General features: G+C 28.1%; 21 protein-coding genes and 1 other annotated feature. Of the genes, 3 read left to right on the forward strand and 18 right to left on the reverse strand.

What is annotated here, in order from left to right:
- Positions 1-73: 73 nt before the first annotated feature.
- From L1S49_RS06295 to L1S49_RS06305, 3 genes are all read right to left on the reverse strand, one after another.
- Positions 74-604, reverse strand: a complete 531-nt coding sequence (locus L1S49_RS06295; protein ID WP_021802958.1) for a prealbumin-like fold domain-containing protein — start codon at positions 602-604, stop codon at positions 74-76.
- 119 nt (positions 605-723) lie between these two features.
- On the reverse strand, positions 724-990 hold the full coding sequence (locus L1S49_RS06300; RefSeq protein ID WP_238903145.1) for a hypothetical protein: 267 nt from the start codon (positions 988-990) through the stop codon (positions 724-726).
- Between the two features lie 84 nt (positions 991-1,074).
- Positions 1,075-2,943 (reverse strand): bifunctional diguanylate cyclase/phosphodiesterase, encoded by a 1,869-nt coding sequence (locus L1S49_RS06305; RefSeq protein WP_238903147.1) that lies wholly within the window; start codon positions 2,941-2,943, stop codon positions 1,075-1,077.
- A 194-nt stretch (positions 2,944-3,137) separates the two neighbouring features.
- Here L1S49_RS06305 and L1S49_RS06310 point away from each other — a divergent pair, with 194 nt between their 5' ends.
- Complete coding sequence (locus L1S49_RS06310; protein WP_238903149.1) at positions 3,138-3,839, forward strand: polysaccharide deacetylase family protein; 702 nt, start codon at positions 3,138-3,140, stop codon at positions 3,837-3,839.
- A gap of 24 nt (positions 3,840-3,863) precedes the next feature.
- On the forward strand, positions 3,864-4,352 hold the full coding sequence (locus L1S49_RS06315; protein ID WP_073017980.1) for an amidase domain-containing protein: 489 nt from the start codon (positions 3,864-3,866) through the stop codon (positions 4,350-4,352).
- Between the two features lie 48 nt (positions 4,353-4,400).
- Here the strand turns inward: L1S49_RS06315 and L1S49_RS06320 are convergent, their stop codons facing one another.
- Entirely contained in the window at positions 4,401-4,943 is a 543-nt protein-coding gene (locus tag L1S49_RS06320; RefSeq protein WP_238903151.1) for a hemerythrin domain-containing protein, read from the reverse strand.
- A 9-nt stretch (positions 4,944-4,952) separates the two neighbouring features.
- Positions 4,953-5,594 (reverse strand): hypothetical protein, encoded by a 642-nt coding sequence (locus L1S49_RS06325; RefSeq protein WP_238903153.1) that lies wholly within the window; start codon positions 5,592-5,594, stop codon positions 4,953-4,955.
- A 123-nt stretch (positions 5,595-5,717) separates the two neighbouring features.
- Here L1S49_RS06325 and L1S49_RS06330 point away from each other — a divergent pair, with 123 nt between their 5' ends.
- Positions 5,718-7,277, forward strand: a complete 1,560-nt coding sequence (locus L1S49_RS06330; RefSeq protein ID WP_238903155.1) for a ClC family H(+)/Cl(-) exchange transporter — start codon at positions 5,718-5,720, stop codon at positions 7,275-7,277.
- Between the two features lie 24 nt (positions 7,278-7,301).
- Here L1S49_RS06330 and L1S49_RS06335 read toward each other — a convergent pair whose 3' ends face one another.
- The 13 genes from L1S49_RS06335 to L1S49_RS06395 form a co-directional block, all read right to left on the reverse strand.
- On the reverse strand, positions 7,302-7,832 hold the full coding sequence (locus L1S49_RS06335; RefSeq protein WP_238903157.1) for a tryptophan transporter: 531 nt from the start codon (positions 7,830-7,832) through the stop codon (positions 7,302-7,304).
- Between the two features lie 146 nt (positions 7,833-7,978).
- Positions 7,979-8,217 (reverse strand) — a binding site (T-box leader).
- A gap of 52 nt (positions 8,218-8,269) precedes the next feature.
- The gene (locus L1S49_RS06340; protein WP_238903159.1) at positions 8,270-9,640 is read right to left on the reverse strand and encodes an MATE family efflux transporter; all 1,371 of its coding nucleotides are present in this window, start codon (positions 9,638-9,640) and stop codon (positions 8,270-8,272) included.
- 102 nt (positions 9,641-9,742) lie between these two features.
- Positions 9,743-11,347 carry a bifunctional diguanylate cyclase/phosphodiesterase gene (locus L1S49_RS06345; RefSeq protein WP_073021000.1) on the reverse strand — a complete coding sequence of 535 codons (1,605 nt, stop codon included), beginning with the start codon at positions 11,345-11,347 and terminating at the stop codon, positions 9,743-9,745.
- 204 nt (positions 11,348-11,551) lie between these two features.
- Positions 11,552-11,746 carry a DUF4250 domain-containing protein gene (locus L1S49_RS06350; protein WP_073020998.1) on the reverse strand — a complete coding sequence of 65 codons (195 nt, stop codon included), beginning with the start codon at positions 11,744-11,746 and terminating at the stop codon, positions 11,552-11,554.
- Between the two features lie 367 nt (positions 11,747-12,113).
- Complete coding sequence (locus tag L1S49_RS06355) at positions 12,114-12,542, reverse strand: GAF domain-containing protein (protein WP_238903206.1); 429 nt, start codon at positions 12,540-12,542, stop codon at positions 12,114-12,116.
- Between the two features lie 232 nt (positions 12,543-12,774).
- Complete coding sequence (gene add, locus L1S49_RS06360; protein WP_238903160.1) at positions 12,775-13,779, reverse strand: adenosine deaminase; 1,005 nt, start codon at positions 13,777-13,779, stop codon at positions 12,775-12,777.
- Between the two features lie 27 nt (positions 13,780-13,806).
- The gene (locus tag L1S49_RS06365) at positions 13,807-14,400 is read right to left on the reverse strand and encodes a hypothetical protein (RefSeq protein WP_238903162.1); all 594 of its coding nucleotides are present in this window, start codon (positions 14,398-14,400) and stop codon (positions 13,807-13,809) included.
- Positions 14,401-14,462: 62 nt separating this feature from the next.
- Positions 14,463-15,038, reverse strand: coding sequence for a metallophosphoesterase family protein (locus L1S49_RS06370; RefSeq protein WP_238903166.1), 576 nt, complete (start codon positions 15,036-15,038; stop codon positions 14,463-14,465).
- Positions 15,039-15,059: 21 nt separating this feature from the next.
- Entirely contained in the window at positions 15,060-15,851 is a 792-nt protein-coding gene (locus L1S49_RS06375) for a lipid II flippase Amj family protein (RefSeq protein WP_238903167.1), read from the reverse strand.
- A gap of 151 nt (positions 15,852-16,002) precedes the next feature.
- On the reverse strand, positions 16,003-16,803 hold the full coding sequence (locus L1S49_RS06380; RefSeq protein WP_238903171.1) for a RelA/SpoT domain-containing protein: 801 nt from the start codon (positions 16,801-16,803) through the stop codon (positions 16,003-16,005).
- 11 nt (positions 16,804-16,814) lie between these two features.
- On the reverse strand, positions 16,815-18,356 hold the full coding sequence (locus L1S49_RS06385) for a hypothetical protein (protein WP_238903172.1): 1,542 nt from the start codon (positions 18,354-18,356) through the stop codon (positions 16,815-16,817).
- 108 nt (positions 18,357-18,464) lie between these two features.
- The gene (locus tag L1S49_RS06390; protein WP_238903174.1) at positions 18,465-19,808 is read right to left on the reverse strand and encodes a TrkH family potassium uptake protein; all 1,344 of its coding nucleotides are present in this window, start codon (positions 19,806-19,808) and stop codon (positions 18,465-18,467) included.
- A 279-nt stretch (positions 19,809-20,087) separates the two neighbouring features.
- Positions 20,088-20,594, reverse strand: coding sequence for a GNAT family N-acetyltransferase (locus tag L1S49_RS06395; protein ID WP_073020970.1), 507 nt, complete (start codon positions 20,592-20,594; stop codon positions 20,088-20,090).
- Positions 20,595-20,607: the final 13 nt, after the last annotated feature.

The raw sequence follows: 20,607 nt of genomic DNA on the forward strand, positions 1-20,607 counted from the left end.
ATTAAAAAAGCTTTTTATTCAATAAAATAAGCACAGTTTAAAACTGCGCTTATTTCAATATAGTATAAAATTATTACCAGAAGAAGCCAAATCCACAGAAGCCAAATAAAAGTATTAATGCTAGCCATCCTAAACCGTCATCACAGTTATTATTACAATTACATCTGTGTCTATTTATTACTGATGGGTTAAGTCTATTTACTACTGTAATAGTTGAATTTCTTGTATTTCCATCTATATTTACTTCATTCCAAGGAATATAGCATGGTTTTTGGAAATAGTTTCTATCAATTATTTGGATAACTCTATATGATCCTTCTTCTAAATTATTAAAAACTACTTTCCCTTGACAATCTGTTACTTCACATTGAACTAATTTAGGGCAATCTCCAAGCCTATAAAGATTTACTTTAACGCCTTCTAAAGGTTCTCCATCTTGAGTTCCAAGTTTAGAAAATACAGTTATAGTTCCTCTTCTTGTTGGTGGAACTGGGCATGGATTTGGTATTGTATCATTTGTGTCCTCACAGCTATTAACTGTTTCCTCACATGGACTGTATCCATCGTATATATTATAGTATCCGTCTTGATGATTGTGACTCATTTTAATTCCTCCTTAGGTTTACTTTCCCTACATATTATGATTAAACTACAGCTTTGGTGTCTAAAATTGGCGATAAAAAAATGCCGTACTATATAAAAGTACAGCATTTTTTTATTTAATTATTTGTTTATTTCTTCATACTCTACGTCAACAACATCCCCATCTTCATTATGTTGAATGTCATTAGCTTGATTACTATTATATCTATAGTTACTTGAATTTCTTTCTCTCTTACTATATTTCTTTCCTTTTATAAGTCTATATAACCATAAAACAGCTATAATAATGATTATGTATGGAAGAAATACAGCCAGAAGGTTTATTACTCCTAATATTACAACTATAGTTAGTATTATATAGACAATATTACTAAAACCTCTTCCCATATAGATCATCCTTTTCTTATTATTTATATAATTATTATATCACATTTCATGGTTTTTAAAAACCTTTATCTACATGGTACTTATTTATTCAGCTACTCCAACTACACCTTCTCTTAGCATAAACAGAGCTTTATTATACATTTGTGGTTTAGAGAAAAAATATCCTTGTATAATATCACATTTGCAATTTTTAAGGAATTCTAACTGCTCTTTTGTTTCTACTCCTTCTGCGACTACCTTTATTTCTAAATCGTGAGAAAGATTTATTATGGTTCTTATGATGTATTCGCTTTTTTTATCTACTCCAATACCTACTATAAAAGATCTATCTATTTTCAAGATATCGATAGGCAGTATATTTAAATAATTTAATGAGGAATATCCTGTTCCAAAATCATCTAGAGCTATAGAGAAACCTCTTTCTTTTAATCTCTCGAGAATAGTTACATTTCTTTCAGCCGATTGAATTAATACCGTTTCTGTTATTTCAAATTCTATATAAGAAGGATCTATATCCCACTTACTAGCTTCAAGATTTATAAATTCTAATAATGACTCGTCTCTTAATTGAACTTCTGATAAATTTATTGATAGCTTAAATTTTTTATTGGTTTCATTTATCATGGTTCTACATCTTTCCATGGCTTCTTTTATAATATACTTCCCTAATTCAATAATTATACTGGAACTTTCAGCTATTGGTATAAACTCTGCTGGAGAAACTACTCCTAATTCTTCGCTATTCCATCTTACTAAACATTCAAAACCTTCTATGCTCTCATCATTACTTCTAACTTTAGGTTGCATTACTAAATACAATTCTTTATTTTTTATAGCATTTCTCAAACCTTTTTCAATTAAATATTGCCTGTTTATAGAGTTGAGTATGTCCATATTGAAATATCTATATGTGTTTTTACCTTCATTTTTAGCACTATACATAGCCACGTCTACCCTCTTTAATAAGGTTTCTAAATCCTCACCATCTTTAGGATATAACGCTACTCCCATGCTAATAGTTGTGTAAATCTCTTTATCTCCGACTCTTATGCAATTCCCTAAGTCCTCTATTAATTTTTTCAAATAGGTATTTAATATATTTAAGTCTAAAATATTTCTTTTTAATATTATAAATTCATCTCCGGCATAACGGGATACAAAACTATCAGCATCTCCATTTTCCTTTAATAAACTTCCTATTTTTCTCAGTACTTTATTACCAATTTCACTTCCAAATGCATCATTAATATACTTAAAATTATCTATATCTATAAATATTAATGCTATATTTTCGTAAGTATCTTTTATCTCCATAATAATACTATTAGCTTTTTGCTTGAAATGATGTCTATTTGGTAAACCTGTTATTTCATCATGTAGTTTTATATATTCTATCTTGGTTTCTTGCTCTTTTTCATGGGTTATATCAAAAATAACCACACTTATATGATATTCACCATGACTATTCTTTTGACCTTTGCCTTTTATGGATAAATATTTCTTTTTGTTATCTTTAGTATATAACTCACTAAACAAGCTAAATTCTTCTTGTTTTTTATATAAAATATAATCATCTAAAACGTACTGCAAAGCTTCTTTATACTCATCTGAAAACATTGATAATAAAGTTTTATAATTTATATCCTCACTAATAAGCCATTCTTTCTTTATAATTTCTGAAATATATAATACTTTATTTGATTCATAAACCTCTATTAACATTGCATTTAAAGAATCTAGGGTTGTCTTAAACCTATAATAATATTGATCTTTCTCATTATTTAAATTATAAGTTTTTTTCACTAACAATTTATATATTTCGAAAAATACAAACCCTAAAATCACTATCATTAATATGCTATTAAACATACTTTTTTTATAAATATAAGTTATTATAATAGAAAATAATATACAAAAACCTATAAATGCACTTCTAAAATTAATTCTACCCACGTAAGCACCACCAATTGCATTTATTCTTTATTACTCTAATTAATATTTCGTTACTTTTTATAATTTCTAAAGTGTCTATATTGTTTTATTATAAATTAATATTAAAACTTCTTATAGTTTTATTTACTAATTTTAATATTTAATATTTTTTACTCAATAGTACATACTATAAAAATGAAATGGAGGTAATTGAGATGTCAAAAATAAAGTTTCTAATATTATTCATAGTTGCTCTACTTTTAAATTCTAATATAGTATTTGCAGAAGAATTATCCAAAGAAAATCCTCAAAAAACCATATACTTAACATTTGATGATGGCCCTACTAAACTATCGAATGATATCTTAGACATTTTAAAAGAAGAAAATGTTAAAGCTACCTTCTTTGTTATCGGAGAACAAATTAAAGACAATAAAGAAACCCTCATACGTATGAACAACGATGGTCATAGTATAGGTTTACACTCTTATACTCATAAAAGAGAAAACCTTTATTTAAGTAAAGCTTCTTTTTTATCAGAAATGAAAAAAACTCAGTCTGAAATCAAGGACTTAATAGGTCTAGAAACAAATATATTAAGATTTCCTTTTGGTTGCAATAATATTAGCTATAAAATTAATAATTCTATGGTTGAATTATTACATGAAGAAAACTTAAAAATTTATGACTGGACTCAAGATAGTGGAGATGGCGCTAATTATAATCTTGAACCAAATAAAATATTTAAAAATTCAATTAGTGAAAAAGATTCAATCATCTTATTACTTCATTGTAGTAATAAACATAAAAATACAGTAAAAGCACTTCCTTATATTATTAAATACTATAAAGAAAAGGGATATACTTTCAAAACTATAGATGAACAAACCAAAGAACAGTTCCATATAATTAAATAAATCAATAAATTGAGTGTTATTTAAATGAAGGAATTAAGTAGAAATAAAATGGTAGATTACGCATATAAATATGCTTTAATTCCAAATGATAAATATGTTTATTTAGGGTCTAAAAGCACAGGTGGAAATGATTGTTCCAATTTTATATCTCAGATAATACATTTTGCTGGTGCTCCTATGAGATATATTTCTCCTTATTGGTACTATAAATCTGATAAAGATTATTCAGTTTCGTGGTCTACTGCACACAGTCTATTTTGGCTTTTAAGAGAGAATTTAGAGTATTTACACCAAGGTCCTAAAGGAGTACTTATTAATGATGATTCAATAGAAATTGGGGATTTAGTATTTTTTCAACACAAAAACGGACATGTTTTCCATTCAGCTATAATCACATCTTTCACAACTAGACGAGAACCTCTAATAACACAACATAGTATTGATGCTATTAACAAAAAAATTAATCCAGAATATTTTTTATTAAATATGTATTTTATGAGAATATATATCTAATAAATTAAAGGTAGATTAAAAGATTTATTAATCTTTTAATCTACCTTTTTAAGATAATTTTTCAATTAACTTAATATATTTATCCTGTGTACCATTCTTTTTAGCATTTTCTTCAAACTCTAAAGATTCTTTATTTAATTTATCTAAAGTATCCTTGGATAAATTGTTTATAGCGTATTTATATAATATGTTATCCTCTTTATCAATATGCCTTTGTAAAAGATGTGTGTATGATATAGCATTAGCTATTATATCAAGTTTAGCATCTTCGTCACCATCTTTGTATCTCTTAAGTGCCTCTTCTAAATCTCTAACATACATTCTTCCCATATCATGCTCTACTAACATACCATATCTAATTGTTTTTTTAATAGCTTCCACACATTCTTCTTCCATCTTATTAAATAGCATTTCTTCTTCTTTTCCGTGATGATGTTTATCTGCATAGTTTCTAATGAAATCTATTATTTCATTAAATACATCTAAATCAAAATCCTCATTATTTAAAAGCATTCTACAATACTTTCTTGTTATAACAAGCATCTTTTTGATATTTTTATGTTCATCTACCATAATATCAATAGCATTCATACTTATCACCTATCTTCTATAAATTTCTCTTACATTGTCAGCTGTCTTTCTAAATCCAAAAGCTTCATTTAATCCACTTACAAAAGCTTCTATCCAGAAATCTCTTGCATCATAAAACCATTGCACATTTCCACCTTCTGCGTTCCAATAATCTTCATGAACATCTAGAGTTGTTTCCCATGATAGTTTTACTTCTGAGTTTTCTAATATTTCATTAGCTCTATCACAAGGCATCCCATCTAAAATATAGTTATTCAATGCTGTAAATATTTCTGCTGGGTCTTCTACACTAGCCCCACTTTCTAAATATTCTTTAGCTGCTTTATCACCTTGTTCTTTATACGTTACTTTTATGGAATCTAGGAACCCTTCCCCTAATTCATTTACTCCCTTAGTAATAAAAGCTGCCTGTCTTCCTTCTGCTGAAGCTATTTTCCCTTGTAACCAGCCATGAATATTAGATGTATCTATCATATCTTCTAAAGGTTTATCTTCTGTTGGTTTTCCATATTTGTTATATATATCTTCTCTCCAACTATTTAAAGGAAGATTTTTTTCTTCTATTACCTTTTCTACTTCTTTTTCTAAACCTTCAAACCAAACTATTTTATTAAATAACCAAAAATGAACTTTTCCTAAAAATAAACTCATTCTATTCAACCTCTTTCCTTGACTTCTTTAATCATAGTATAATTCATTCTCAAATTTTTATCAGTAACATAAGTTACAAATAAAATAAATAGGTGTATAATACTAATTTGTAAGGAGGCTTATATGAAAAAACAAAATATTTCTGAAACAAAAAACTTAATACACAGCTTCTCAAAAATTAAACTTTCCCTAATTCTTCAAAGTATACTAACAGGATTGTTTGGTGGAATAATAATAGTATTTTATAGATTTATGCTTGAAATAGTAACTAAATATACTTTTCCACTATATGAAGAAGCTAAAGAAGCACCATTTAAAATAATAATATTATTTATAGTATTAGCTTTTCTTGGATATATTGTAGGATTACTAGTAAAAATGGATCCTATGATTAAAGGGAGCGGTATTCCTCAAGTTCAAGGATACCTTATAGGAAAATTTAATATGAATTGGCTTAGGGTAATAGTTTTAAAATTTTTAGGTGGAATTATAACCTTAGGAGCAGGTCTTTCTTTGGGTAGAGAAGGTCCTTCTGTCCAAATAGGATCGGCTACTGGATTAGGTATATCAAAATTTTTCAAAAACAACAAGACTCAAGAAAGATTTTTAGTTACTTGTGGTTCTTCTGGTGGACTAGCTGCTGCATTTAACTCTCCGCTAGCTGGAGTTATGTTTGCCTTAGAGGAAATTCATAAAAGTTTTTCTCCTTTGTTACTTTTAAGTGTAATGGCATCTGCTATATCTGCTGATTTTATATCAAAGAATTTTTTTGGTATGACTCCAGTTTTAGATTTCTCTATCTCTAATATAATCCCATTAAATAATTACTTTTATCTTATTTTATTGGGAGTTGTTTTAGGTTGTCTTGGAGTATTATTTAACAAGTCTATATTATCCTTTATGAATAAGTATGATAAACTCTTTAATATTCCTATAGAGTTTAAGCCTATAATCCCTTTTTTATTTTGCGGAATTATAGGACTAACTATCCCTGAACTTTTAGGAGGAGGTCATAGTTTAATTATATCCTTGATGAATAATAGCTTTACTTTAGGCTTTCTATTTTTATTACTAATAATAAAATTTCTATTTACTATAGTTTCTTATTCATCTTCTACCCCTGGGGGTATATTTCTTCCACTATTATCTATAGGTTCAATTACTGGTTGTATACTTGGAATAATATTTACTAACTTTTTAGGATTAGATCCTAAATTCACTCATAACTTAGTACTTTTATCAATGGCAGGATATTTTACATCAGTGGTTAAATCACCTATTACAGGTATAATACTAATATCAGAAATGACAGGTTCTTTTAATCATCTACTGTCCTTAAGTGTTGTTTGTATAACTTCTTATATAATCTCTGATTTATTAAATGGCGAACCTGTTTATGAAATGCTGCTTAATAACATGTTAAGCAAAAATGAAGATAGTGACTTAGGTAATGGAGAAAAAGTTTTACTAGAAATTCCTGTTAGGCTGGGATCTTCAATGGATAACTATCTAATAAAAGACCTTTCTATACCAAAGGAGGCTCTTCTAGTTTCTATTAATCGTAAAGGAAAAGAAATAATTCCTAATGGTACCACTGAACTGATTCCAGGAGATTTTATGGTTGTTTTGACAGAAGATTATCATGTTCCCAAAATTATGGACTACTTTAATAAAAAGTCATGAGAAAATTTTCTCATGACTTTTTAACTATATATTAAAATCTCTTGTTAGACCACTTCTTCTTAAAGATGTTTCAAATACTTTAAATAATGCGAAACCTGCAATTAAATTGATTATAACCGCTGGTAAAACAACTCCCATAAATAATACCCCAAATGATGCTCCCCCCGGAAGCCCTACAAGTATAGACGCAGATCCTAAAAATATTGTTCCACTTATTAAAGTTCCTATAGGAAGTATTATTCCTAAAACAACGTTCTTATTCAATCTCTCTCTTATTATATATAAAATTCCATAAACTATAGTAACAGTAACTATTTTATCTATTATATTAGGAATTTGTCCACCCGGGAATTTAGTTGTCATTGCTGTAAATATTCCTGTAACTATCCCTGCTATTAAAACAGTTTTGTAATCTTTATTTAAAATCATAATGATAAATAATGTTGCAAGTGCAAAATCTGGTTGCATTGGAAAACCTAATGCTGGTGTAAATTGATGTAACATAAGTCCTATCGCTAATAATATTGAGTTTAATACTAATTTTTTTGTTTTCATAATAAATTGCCCCCTAAGTTTTTATATTTTTTATATATTTTCTATGGATTTTCTAAAGCTGCCTTTCATTTCATGGTTCTGCCCCCTTATTAAAGAAATAAACTTACTATTTTAAGGTAAAATAAAAACTCCGTCCTATTATAAAATAATAGGACGGAGACTATAATCCGTGGTGCCACCTAAATTGCGTAAATACGCCACTCTTAAAGATACTAACATATCTTTATCCCTATAACGTGGGATTTACGATTAGGCTACTCTCCAAAAAGATTTCACTTTATTCCTCAAAGGCCCATTCATAATAAACTTTGGTATTGAGATCCCACCATTCTCAACTCTCTAGAACCATACATCTAAAACTACTCTTCCTTATCACAGGATTATTATATATCTTTATTTTATATAATATTATACTATATACAAATTGTTGTCAATAATTATTTATATTTTGATATTTGGTTATTTATCACAGGTCTTAGAATTAAAAGCCAAAACAGAAAAGTTACTAATATACCTTTAACAACAGAACTTAAACTAATACTCCACCATACTCCATCTAAACCTAATGCTGTTGATTTAGATAAAAATAATGCTAATGGAATTCTAAGAGCTGTAAAAACAATACTTACTACAGATGGAATTGTAGTTTTCCCAAATCCATTAAAGGCTCCTGCAGCAGTTATTTCTACGCACATAAATAACTGAGAGTAACCTAATATTTTTAAATAGGTTTCCCCTAGTCTTATAGCATCTTCATTAGGTAAAAATAATGAAAAAATCTCCCCTCCTAAAAACACTAATAATATTGTTGCAGCTAAGCCCGTTATTATTGCCATTCCCATAACCGCTATATAACCTTTTTTTATTCTATCCCACTTTTTTGCTCCATAATTTTGCCCTATAAAAGTTCCTATTGCTGTAGAAAACCCTCCAGCTGTCATCCATGAAATTGCTTCTATCTGGGAGCCTACCTTTTGTACTGCTATAGGCGTAGGTCCAAAACCAGCTATTATTTTTGCTAATACCATAGAGAAAAAGGAAAAAAGTCCATTTTGAACTGCCACTGGAAATCCCATTTTACTAATCTTATATACGTACTCTTTATCCCAATATTTAAAATAATTAAATCTGAAATAATAGTGATTCATTTTAAATATATGATATATAAATATTAATGTTACCACAACTTGTGCAAGTACTGTAGCTATTGCTGCTCCTGCTACACCTAAAGCAGGAAATGGTCCAAAGCCAAATATTAATACAGGGTCAAATACTATGTTAAACACTAATCCTACTGTATTTATTATAAATGGTGTTTTTGAATCTCCAGTTCCGTTAAATATAGAAGTAAATATAGGGTTTATAAAGTTAAAAGCAGTTCCTAATGCTATAATAACTAAATATATAATTGCATCCCTTACTATTCCTTCATCTCCTAAATCAAAGAAGTCTATTATTTGGTTTCTAAAAATAATCAATACTATTCCATATACAAAAGCAAGTATGATGTTGATTATTATACTATTTGATATGTATTTTTTGACACCTTCATCATCCTTCAGTCCAACAGATTGAGCAACTCCAACTTCTGCACCAACCTTAGATATTAAAATAAAAGATCCTCCAAACCAGCTAAAAAAACCTGCTGTTCCTATAGCTGCTACTGCTCCACTTCCAAGCCTTCCTATCCATAACATATCTACCATATTATAAAACATCTGAATAAATGATGTCCCCATTATAGGGAGCGCTAACTTCAATAATACACTTAATATTTTTCCTTTTGTTAAATCTATATTTTTATTCAAAACCTGTCCTCCAGAACTAATAAAAAGGATATTTACTTTCTAGCTATACAATTACTATAGCTAATTTTTTAGTAAACATCCTTAACTATATTATTTAATAAACTAAACAGCTATATATCTATCTTTCATCATAATAGCTGCATTTTCAAAGCTTTGTGGTCTAGAAAAATAATATCCTTGAACAAAATCACAGAATATACTTCTTAGATAATCAACTTGTTCCTTTACTTCCACCCCTTCAGCTACAACTTCTATTCCTAATTTGTGTGAAAGCTGGATTATATTTTCTACTACAAATTTACTTTTACTATTCTCCATTATATCTAATAAAAAACTTCTATCTATTTTTAATATATCTATAGGCAGCTTAGTTAGATAATTTAAAGAAGAATAACCGGTTCCAAAATCATCTAGTGCTATACTAACATCTAAATCTTTTAAAGCCATAAGTATTTTTATATTATTATCAAATGACTTCATTAACATACTCTCGGTTATCTCTATTTCTATAAATTTAGGAGATATCTCGTATTGTGCAATTAGTTGTTTAAACTCCTCAACAATATCGCCTTCTCTTAACTGTACTTCTGATAAATTTACAGCTATTTTAAAATTATCATGCCCTAATTCTATAAACTGCTTACATTTAATAAATATTTCTTCTAAAACAAAACTTCCTATTTTTAATATCATCCTATTATTTTCAGCTATAGGAATAAATTCTGCTGGCGAGACAAATCCTAACCTCTTATTTTTCCATCTAGCTAAAGCTTCAAATCCCATAATTTTGTTGTCTGTTAACACAACCTTGGGTTGGAACTCCACATAAAGTTCATTATTATCCAAAGCTTCCCTAAGGCCTTCTTCTATTTCATATAGTCTTATTATCTCATTTGCAATCTGATCATTAAAAAATTGATATGTATCTTTACCATTGCTCTTAGCTCTATACATAGCTGCATCAGCATTTTTTAGAAGCGTAGCAAAGTCAGCTGCATCGTCTGGAAACATTGATATACCTACACTTCCTGAAGTATATATATAGTTTCCTAATATGTTTTTTGGATACTTAAATACATTCGTTACCCCTTTTAATACATCCTCAACTTGTGATATCTTTTCAATATTAGGTAAAAATATTATAAATTCATCGCCGCCAAATCTACCTAACAAATCTTTTTCGTTGATTGTTTTTTTTAATTTATCAGACAATGTTTTTAAAAGTATATCTCCATACTCATGTCCAAAAGAATCATTTATATACTTAAAATTGTCTAAATCTATAAAAATCAATGCGGCTCTATTTTTTTCTTTTTTGTGAATCTCAATGTATTTATTTATTGATTTTTTTAAATAATGTCTGTTATATAATCCCGTTACGGAATCATAATAACTCATATATCTTATCTTCAATTCTTTTTCTTTAATAGTATCTATTGAACCTTCTATAGCTAATTTATGTCTACGTTCAATTTCATCTAGTGCCGATTCTTTATCTTTTAACGTTTTTTGTTCAGATTCTAAAACCTCATTTTTACTTTTAAACGCCTCTTTTTCAAGATATAGTTTTAAATAGAACGCACTTATCCCTACTAATAAAACATTACTTATGACATTCCCATATGTACTGTATCTTGCATAAACATTTATAGCTAATATAACGCCTATTGCTATTATTCCCCTAATAATTACAACCCTACTTTTCAAAATGCTCCCTCCACGTGGATAATAGTACGCCCTCTATTCTAATTATATTTTTATTTATCTTTTTTATCTTTTATTATACTTGCTACTAAAGCCGCAGTTGCTACTAGTACTACAGCAATTCTCCCTTTACCTATTGGTTTCATCTCACTCACTCCTATCATATAGTAAATAACGCCAATAATATATTTTAATTATAATTACCAACTAAGCTTTTGTAAATGAATTAGTTTCACTATTATAAACATACCCCTCTTCACTAAATCTTTCTACAAGGGCATCCCTATCAACTTCCTCCTCATAACAATAATCCTCTAAGCTTCCATAAGAATCTCTAAGTTTCATATTCACAATACTTATAAGTATAAAAACATCTCTATTAAATATTTCTTCCCTGTTCATAAATTTCCTCCTAAATACCTACTTATTTTTTCAAATAATTGTAACAATACATTCAATTATTCAATATTATATTATTGTAAGTGCACTTACTTGAGATCATTTTGCAGTAATTAATAGCAATTTTATATACCAATTCCTTCAAATGCAACGTTTCTTTTAAAGGATATTAATGGGGAACCTTTAAAGGATTATTTGAAAGATACTGGATTATATAAAATTACTATTAATCTATCCTCTTTAGAATTATTTAATCATAATTCTTCTAGGCAATATACCTGAATTGATTTCATTTTAATTAAAGCTGAATTAGACATTACACCTCCTTTGTCTAATTAAAACCACCCTTATTTTAGGGTGGTTTTAATTATTATATTGAAGCTTCTATATACTTAACAACTTCAGTTAAATATTTCTCTTCCACTTCTGTAAATCTAGAAAGCTCTGGACTGTCTATATCAAGCACACCATAAACTTCACCATCTTTTATTATAGGTATTACTATCTCAGAATTTGATGCTCCATCACAAGCTATATGTCCTGGAAATTCATGAACATTATCTACTCTAAGAATCTTTTTTTCAGCTGCAGCATTACCACACACACCTTTTCCTAAAGGTATTCTAATACAAGCTGGTAGTCCTTGAAATGGTCCTAAAACCAATTCTCCATCCTTCATTAAATAAAATCCTGCCCAGTTACATCTATCTAAGTAAAATTTAATTATAGCTGATATATTTGATAAATTAGCTATAACATCTTTTTCATCTTGTAATTGTTCTTTACTCGAATAGACCATAAACCCTAAAGATTCTTCAACATTTTCTGCGCTTTTAAGTTCTTCCATAATTCTTCTCCTATTCTTTTATTTTCTTATATTAATATATTATCTTAAAATCCATAAATAAAAAACCCCTATAATATAGGAGTTTTTTGAGGATACTTATAAAGGGTTATGGCAAAACTCTGTTTTTAATTTCCCTGATAGTATCATCTATTCTTCATTCATTTATACTACTAATATTAGGTTTTTAAAATTTATTTTTTATCCACTTTTTAGTTTCATCGTCACAAAAAGATGCTTCAATAGCATTTTGCATTAATTCTACAATCTCTTCATATGAAAATCCTAATTTTTCATTTAAATTATATAATTCTTCCTCTAAAGTAATTCTTGATACTGTCATATTATCAGTGTTTACAGTTACTTTAATTCCTTCATCAAAATACTTCCTTATAGGATGATCCTCAAGTCTATCAACAGCACTGGTGTTTAGGTTACTAGTAGGACACATTTCAAGGGTAATATTTTTCTCCTTAAGTATATCATATATCTTAGGATTTTTGTAAGCATACATTCCATGACCTATACGTTCAGCATGTGTTATATCTATAGATTTAATTATATTCTCTTCTCTCCCAGTTTCACCTGCATGAATGGTTATGTGATAACCTAATGACTTAGCTAAATCAAAAACCTCTTTACTTTCCTCCGGAGGAAAGTCATGTTCATTTCCAGCTAAATCTGCTGAAACTACACCTTTGTTTAAATATATTGCTCCTTTTTTAATAACATTTATATTATTTTCTAAAGGAAATCCTCTCATTGCACATAAAATTAAATTACTCTTTACTCCATATAACTTCTCGCCTTCGTTTATACCATCGATAACAGCCTCTATAACCTCTTCAATTGTTAATCCTTTAGAGGTGTGTAATATAGGCGCAAATCGTATTTCCCCATATACTACTCCTTCTATGCTTAAATCCTCTATAAGTTCTCTAGAGATTCTTCTTAAATTTTCTTTATTTTGCATTACCATAATTGGATAATCAAAAGCCTTTAAGTATTCTTTAAGTGATTCACATTTACCATCAACACTTAATATTTTTGAAAACTCTTCAAATGATTTATAATTAGTGTTTTCTCCCTGTTTATTTAATAACTCCCAAACAGTCTCTTCTCTAACACTTCCATCTAAATGAAGATGAAGTTCAACTTTAGGTAACTTTTTGATTTTCTCTCTAATATTCAATATTAACCTCTCCCTCTTTTAACATTTCTATTTCTTTGAATACTTCTTTATAACCTCCAATTTTTGCTTTAGAAGTTTATTATGGTCTTTCATAGCATCAATATACTTTTTCTTAGCTGACTCCATTTTCTTTGAGTCTTTTTCCTCTATACTTGATTCTAATTCCTTTTTTAATTTCTTTACCTCTTGAGAATGTTCATTAATCTTTTCATCTATAGCTTTTAGCTCTTTTTTGCCTTCTTCGCTAAAATTCTTTAAATACTCTTGATCACTTATTCTCTTATCTTTAATTATCTGAATTCCTTCTTCTTTAGTTAATTCACCTTTGTCAACTCTATCTTTTATATCTTTTATAAAAGTTCGCATTTCATCTTTAGATTCTTTTTTCATTCCTAGTCTTTTTTCATAAAGCTGTTGCATTTCTTTCCTAATTGCTCTTTTTTCACTTAATACCTCTTCAAAATCAGCCTTATTTGCCTCTTTGAATTCTTTAAATTTATCTTGTCCTTCATCAGCTTGTATTGTTATTTCACTTCTAGTCAAAACATTAATTTCTGTCGCAAATACAGGTTTAGATATTGCCATACCTGCTATAATAACTGCTATAAATATTTTTTTCAAAAAAATCACTCCTTCTACTAAATATTTCACTTTTAGTATGAGTAATTTTTTGTTAAAAAATTCTAAGAGTTTAAATTAATTTTCTTAAAACCAAAACTCACTTCATCATCGGTTATATATCCTACACAAAAAGATATTGAGTTATCGTAATATAATCCCAAAGATCCTGGATTTATTATAGTCTTTTTCCCATAATAAGTTAACAACATTTGAAGATGAGTATGTCCCATCAAAACATAATCAACCTCCTCAGAATAATCATCTATAAACTCTTCTATGGAACCTCCATTATAAATAATAGGAATATCTCTGTTTGAAGTTTCTCTTGAATGTACCATAAGAAACTTTCTCTCCTCAAGAGTTACTACTCGTTTTATAGGAATATTTTTATACATAAGTATACATTCTTTAAGAAGATTATCATCAATATACTCTAATATATTGTCATCATGATTCCCTCTTATATTTATAAATCTTTTATCATTTATTATCTTTAAGAAAACCTCTTTATCGTTTTCCCCTCCAAAGATATCTCCTAAATTAAGAATGGTTTTAATATTTTCTTTGTCGGCATAATTAATTATATACTCTAAAGCCCTAAGATTTCCATGTATATCTGAAACTATGCAAAATTTCATTCTACTACCTCAAATCTAAATTTATATTATCTTAGCTACAAATATTATTATATAAGACGCTGGTATTAATAGAAATAATGCTAAAAATGTTCCTATTGCTTTACTTCCAACCATACCAATAACACAAGTTCTAAAATCTTCTTCTGTACACTTTCCTTCCATGACATCATCCGTCATCATAGATAACTGAGGATCTGTTACTAAGGTCATTAATATTGTAGCTACCCCATTTATTAATGCTGATAAAGACATGCATGTTTTCCCTAAGTCTGGTTGTAGGCTTCCTGCATATATAGGTGCAAGTGCCCCTACCGTAGATGCAGCTACAATTATTATATTAAGTACTATTATTCTCTTTGGAAATTTTCTAAAATCTATAGATGTAATACTTTCTTTTACTGGAATAGCTATAGAATTTTTAACATACTTTATTCCAGATTTAGAGAAACTATGAATAATTAATTTTTGAAAAGACCTTTCTTCTGAAAAAGATTCTACCCCTTTTCCTAATATTCTTTGAAAAGATGGAATAAGAAAGGCTCCCACTATAGAAGCTACCCCTGAAATTATTATAATTAAATTAAAGGAATTAACTATATTTATATTTTCAGCACCTGTTTCTACAAACTTTGATAATATAGGATTTTGTATAGTAACTGCCAATCTAGATACAAGCATAAGTACGTTAAATAAAGCAAAAGATATTGCTATCTTACCAGTTCTAACCCCAACAAGTCTCACAGAATAAGCTAAAGTACCGATTAAAGAAATTATAAAATTCATCACTAAAACAATTATTATTCTAGCATCCATAATATTCCCTCCTTGTTTATAGAAAACATTCAATATCATAAATTTTACCACAAGCACCTTCTATATCGTTACTAACAAAACTATTACAAATCATTTCAGAACCTTTACAGCTTAGAAAACCTAGATGAACCAATGCATCTAGGTTTAAAATTTATCTAATATTCTCTTTTAGTCTTTTAATCTCTTCATCTTTTTGTTCTATTATTTCTTTATACTTACTTTCCATATCACAAAGATTTTTATTAAGAAGATGTATCAATGATGCCATTTCATCTGCACTTCCTGATATTCTATTAAATAATAATAAATTAGACTCTAATACCTCTGGTATTTTATTATGAGAATATCTAAGCTGATGATCTATTTCTCCATAACCTTCTTCAAAAATTGTTCTAACCTGTATTTCTGCTATAACCTTCTGGCTTGTTGGATAAAATTCTATTAAATAATGCACTGACCTATATCCTGATTTTCTTGACTTAATCTGTATATCAAGCTCTTCAAATCGTCTAGTATCGTCCCCATCTCTTACATTAGCTGTAATTTCAACCACTTTCCAAGTATTTAATATAAATTCATGAATACTCTCCCAATCCTGTTTAAAAATATGAATAGCTCGAATACCTATAAGGTCATTTATTTCATCTCTATAATTTTCTAGAGAAAATCTAAAACTCTCCCCATATATCTCTCTTCTCTCAGGTGTTTTCCTTATAATCTTTTCTATTAGCCTATATGGTCTTTTTACCCTAGACTTAACAGAATGAACTTTAGAATGGGTTCTAAGAATGGTTGATATAAACTCTGATTGTGTTTCATAGGTATCTACATATAAAACATAATCCTCATATATATCTTTTAAAATATTTGTATCAATATCATACTCTTTTATTTCCTCTTCAATAGTTGGATATGTATCTAGGAATTTTTCTACATTAAACTCATTTACCATACGGTTCTCCTCTAAGCTTTATATTTTTCTAGTTCATCTATAAGCTCAAGTTCAACTAAATCCAAATTAGTTTTACCTATATAACCAAAAGGGATCTGATTTAATCTTATATAGTTTATAGCTTTATAATAAGTTGCATGACTCATATGTCCAGTAAAAAAGAATATATAATCAACCATACCTAAAACTGTAACATCAAAGTTTTCATTAAACCCATTAAGACTTCTTATTTCTGGGTACTTTTCTCTAAATTTTCTTCTCCACTCTTTAGCTCCACCAATGATTATGATCTTTTTACCATTTATATGATCAACTAAACTTTTATCCTCTTCTTCTGGTATATAGTTATTATCTTTTTCAAATACATACTCTCTTAAAGCATTCAATTCAATTTTATACTTTTGTTCTTCATATAGATTATTTTCTAGCTCTTTTATTCTATTTTTAAGATAATTTATTTCTATATTATGTTCTTTGATTAATTTATTTCTTTCATTATGTAGTATATTTTCTGTTTGATTTTTATATTCTTCAAGATCTTTAACCTCAAGATTTAAATTTATGTTTTTATCCCTAACCTCATTTACTATACTTTTTAAATCCTTTAACTTGAAATTTACCGTCTCCTCATTGTTATTAAAATAAATTTCCTTAGATTCTTTATATTTATCAATTAAAAGCTGCATTATAACACTATTTATAAGAATATCTTCTAACTTAAATGCTGCTTTATCTACTTTTATGTAAGCTAAAATTATTTTATCAATGTTAAACTCATCATTCTTAAATAAATAATCTATATCTAATTTATTTACTTTAAATATATTCTTTAAAATACTTAACTTTTCTTCATCATATTTATTAATAAAAGCTATAAAATCCTTATAGTCATTAATCTCACCATATTTTTTATAAAATTCTTCTTTAATTTTATAAATTTTATTGCTTTTAGTTCTTATCTCTTCTTGGATATCTACTGAAATAAAGTCCTCAAACTCAAAATTCATTATGTCATCTATAATAGCTGTTATAAATCCCTCATCTAACCAATTTGGGGATTTATATATGGTTATGTAAAAATATACTGCTGAATCTAATTTAGCCTCAATTTCTCTGGTTATCTTATCCATCTTTGAATACTTGTTAACTAATTTTTTCTTGTCTACCTTTTTAACTGAATTAAAGACTTCTGGATAGTAAATCCTCAAAATCTTTATAATGCTGTTTCTTAGGTTAAAATCATATTCAGCTATTAATAAAATACCAAGAACTTTTCTTGCGTATATCTCTTCTTCTAAATCACCTTGATTCATCAAAATATAATTTATAGTTGAAGATTTTATTGAAGCACCATAATATTTATCGTTATCTTTATTATATATTTCATCTATCTTAACTCTTGCATCACTACTAGAAGCTAAACCTATACTTACTTTAGCCAATATATAGTCCTTAACTATAGAGGTTCCTATGCCAATCTTTTCTCCTATTTTTCTAGAGAAATTTTCTATATTAATATAGTCATCATTTCTATAATTATTTTCATACTCCACTATATTAATCCCCCTTTATAATTCCTCTATAATAACGTCATTTATAAACCCTATCCAATCAAAATTATATCAAAATCTACTATTCATTACAATTAGGCGAAAACCATGTTATCCAATCAATATTTTATCCTCAGGATATTTTATAGGGTTTGCTTTTGTGTTTCTAGCAACTGATAAAACCACCATTATTGGTCCAAGTCTTCCTAAATACATAGTAATCAATATAATACACTTGCCTATAAAGGATAATTCTGTAGTTAATCCTAAAGTTAATCCAGTAGTTCCAAATGCTGAAGTAGCTTCATAAAGCAGATATTGAAAAGAAACACCTTTTTCTGTCAAGGAAAGTATCATGGTTACAACAGTTACTAATATAAAACCTAATATAGAAACTATAAAAGCTTTATGAACAGAATCTTTAGCTACTCTTTTCTTTAAAATTTCAGTATCATCTTTTCCTTTGATAAAGCTAACTATAGTAAATAATATAGTTGCTAATGTTGTAGTTTTTATTCCTCCAGCAGTTGATCCCGGCGATCCTCCAATAAACATCAAAATAGTTGTTAAAAATATCCCAGCCATAGTCATATCTCTAACAGAAATGGAACTATATCCGGCAGTTCTTAAGCTTACAGATGAGAAAAATGATGACAGTAGTTTGTCTTTAATATTCATACTTCCCATAGTACCTAAATTATTATATTCAAATAAAAATATAAGAATAGTTCCCAAAACAATAAGAGTCACAGTAGTAAGTAAAGCTACCTTACTATGTAAAGACATTCTTTTTAATCTCTTATTAACATATATCTCATGCCATACAGGGAATCCAAGTCCTCCAACAATTATAAGAACACTTATAGTCAATATTATTGTAATATCATCATAATAAGGCATCAAACTTTTAAAATCACCCAATAAATCTATTCCTGAGTTACAAAAAGCTGCTATAGCATGAAATATACTATAATAAACACCTTTTTTAAAACCAAATTCAGGTATAAATCTTGTAGCTAAAAGTGTTGCTCCTATACCTTCTATTACAAATGTAAAAATTATTATATATCGTGCAAGTTTAATTAATCCTTGAAGTCCAAAAGAGCTCATAGCCTCCTGCATAACCAAGCGCTCTCTTAAGGTTATTTTTTTCCCTAACATTACGGCAATTAAGGTAGCAAAAGACATAAATCCTAAGCCGCCTATCTGAATAAGTACTATTATAACCGTCTTACCAAAATAGCTCCAATATACTCCTGTATCAAGTGTAGTTAATCCAGTTACACATACAGCAGAGGCTGACATAAATAATGCATCTATAAACGGAGTCTTTTCTCCTAAAGCTGATGCTATTGGAAGGGTAAGTAGCATTGCTCCACTTAATATTATTAATCCAAATCCAATTGCTAATATCCTAACAGGAGTAAACTTTATTTTTACCAGATTATTTATCATCCTATCTCCTATGTAATAAAAAACTACTTAAAAAGTAGTTTTTTTAATATATGTTATTTTTTCACTTTGCTAATATTTAAACTTTAATATATTATAGCATAATTATCATAATATTTCCCAAGAATACTCTATCTCAAAAACTCTGTACCAGTGTTCTATATTTATTTTATTTAGTTTTAACTTAATATTTGAGAATTATAAGAAAATAACTTAAAATTACTAAATAAAATCCTTATTATGCTAAATGTCCGAACATTCGAATGTTCGGACATTTAATTACTAAAACTTTTCTGCCAAAGAATTAAGAGAATCTTTATGCAATCTATAAACTGTCCACTCATCCATCGGAATAGCTCCTAAGCTTTTATAAAACTTAATAGAAGGTTCATTCCAATCAAGACAAGACCATTCAAGTCTACCACAATCTCTTTCTACTGCTAACTTTGCTAAAAAGCTTAAAAATACTTTTCCAAAGCCCTTTCCCCTCATATGTGGCTGTATATATAAATCTTCTAAGTATATTCCTGGTTTTCCAATAAACGTAGAGAAGTTATAGAAAAACAATATGAATCCAACTGCTTTACCCTGATATTCTCCAATAACAACCTCAGCAACTTTACGCTCAAAAATAGATTTCTTTAATATCTCCTCTGTAGCCAAAACCTCATTTAATAAATTTTCATACTCTGCTAGTTCTTTAATAAAACCTAATATTATTTCTGTATCCTTTTCTTCTGCAAATCTTAATTTAAAATCATCAAATTTTGTATCAATTATAGTACTCATATGTTTTCCTCCC

Source organism: Clostridium sp. YIM B02506, from assembly GCF_022324845.1.
GTDB lineage: Bacteria > Bacillota > Clostridia > Clostridiales > Clostridiaceae > Clostridium_T > Clostridium_T intestinale.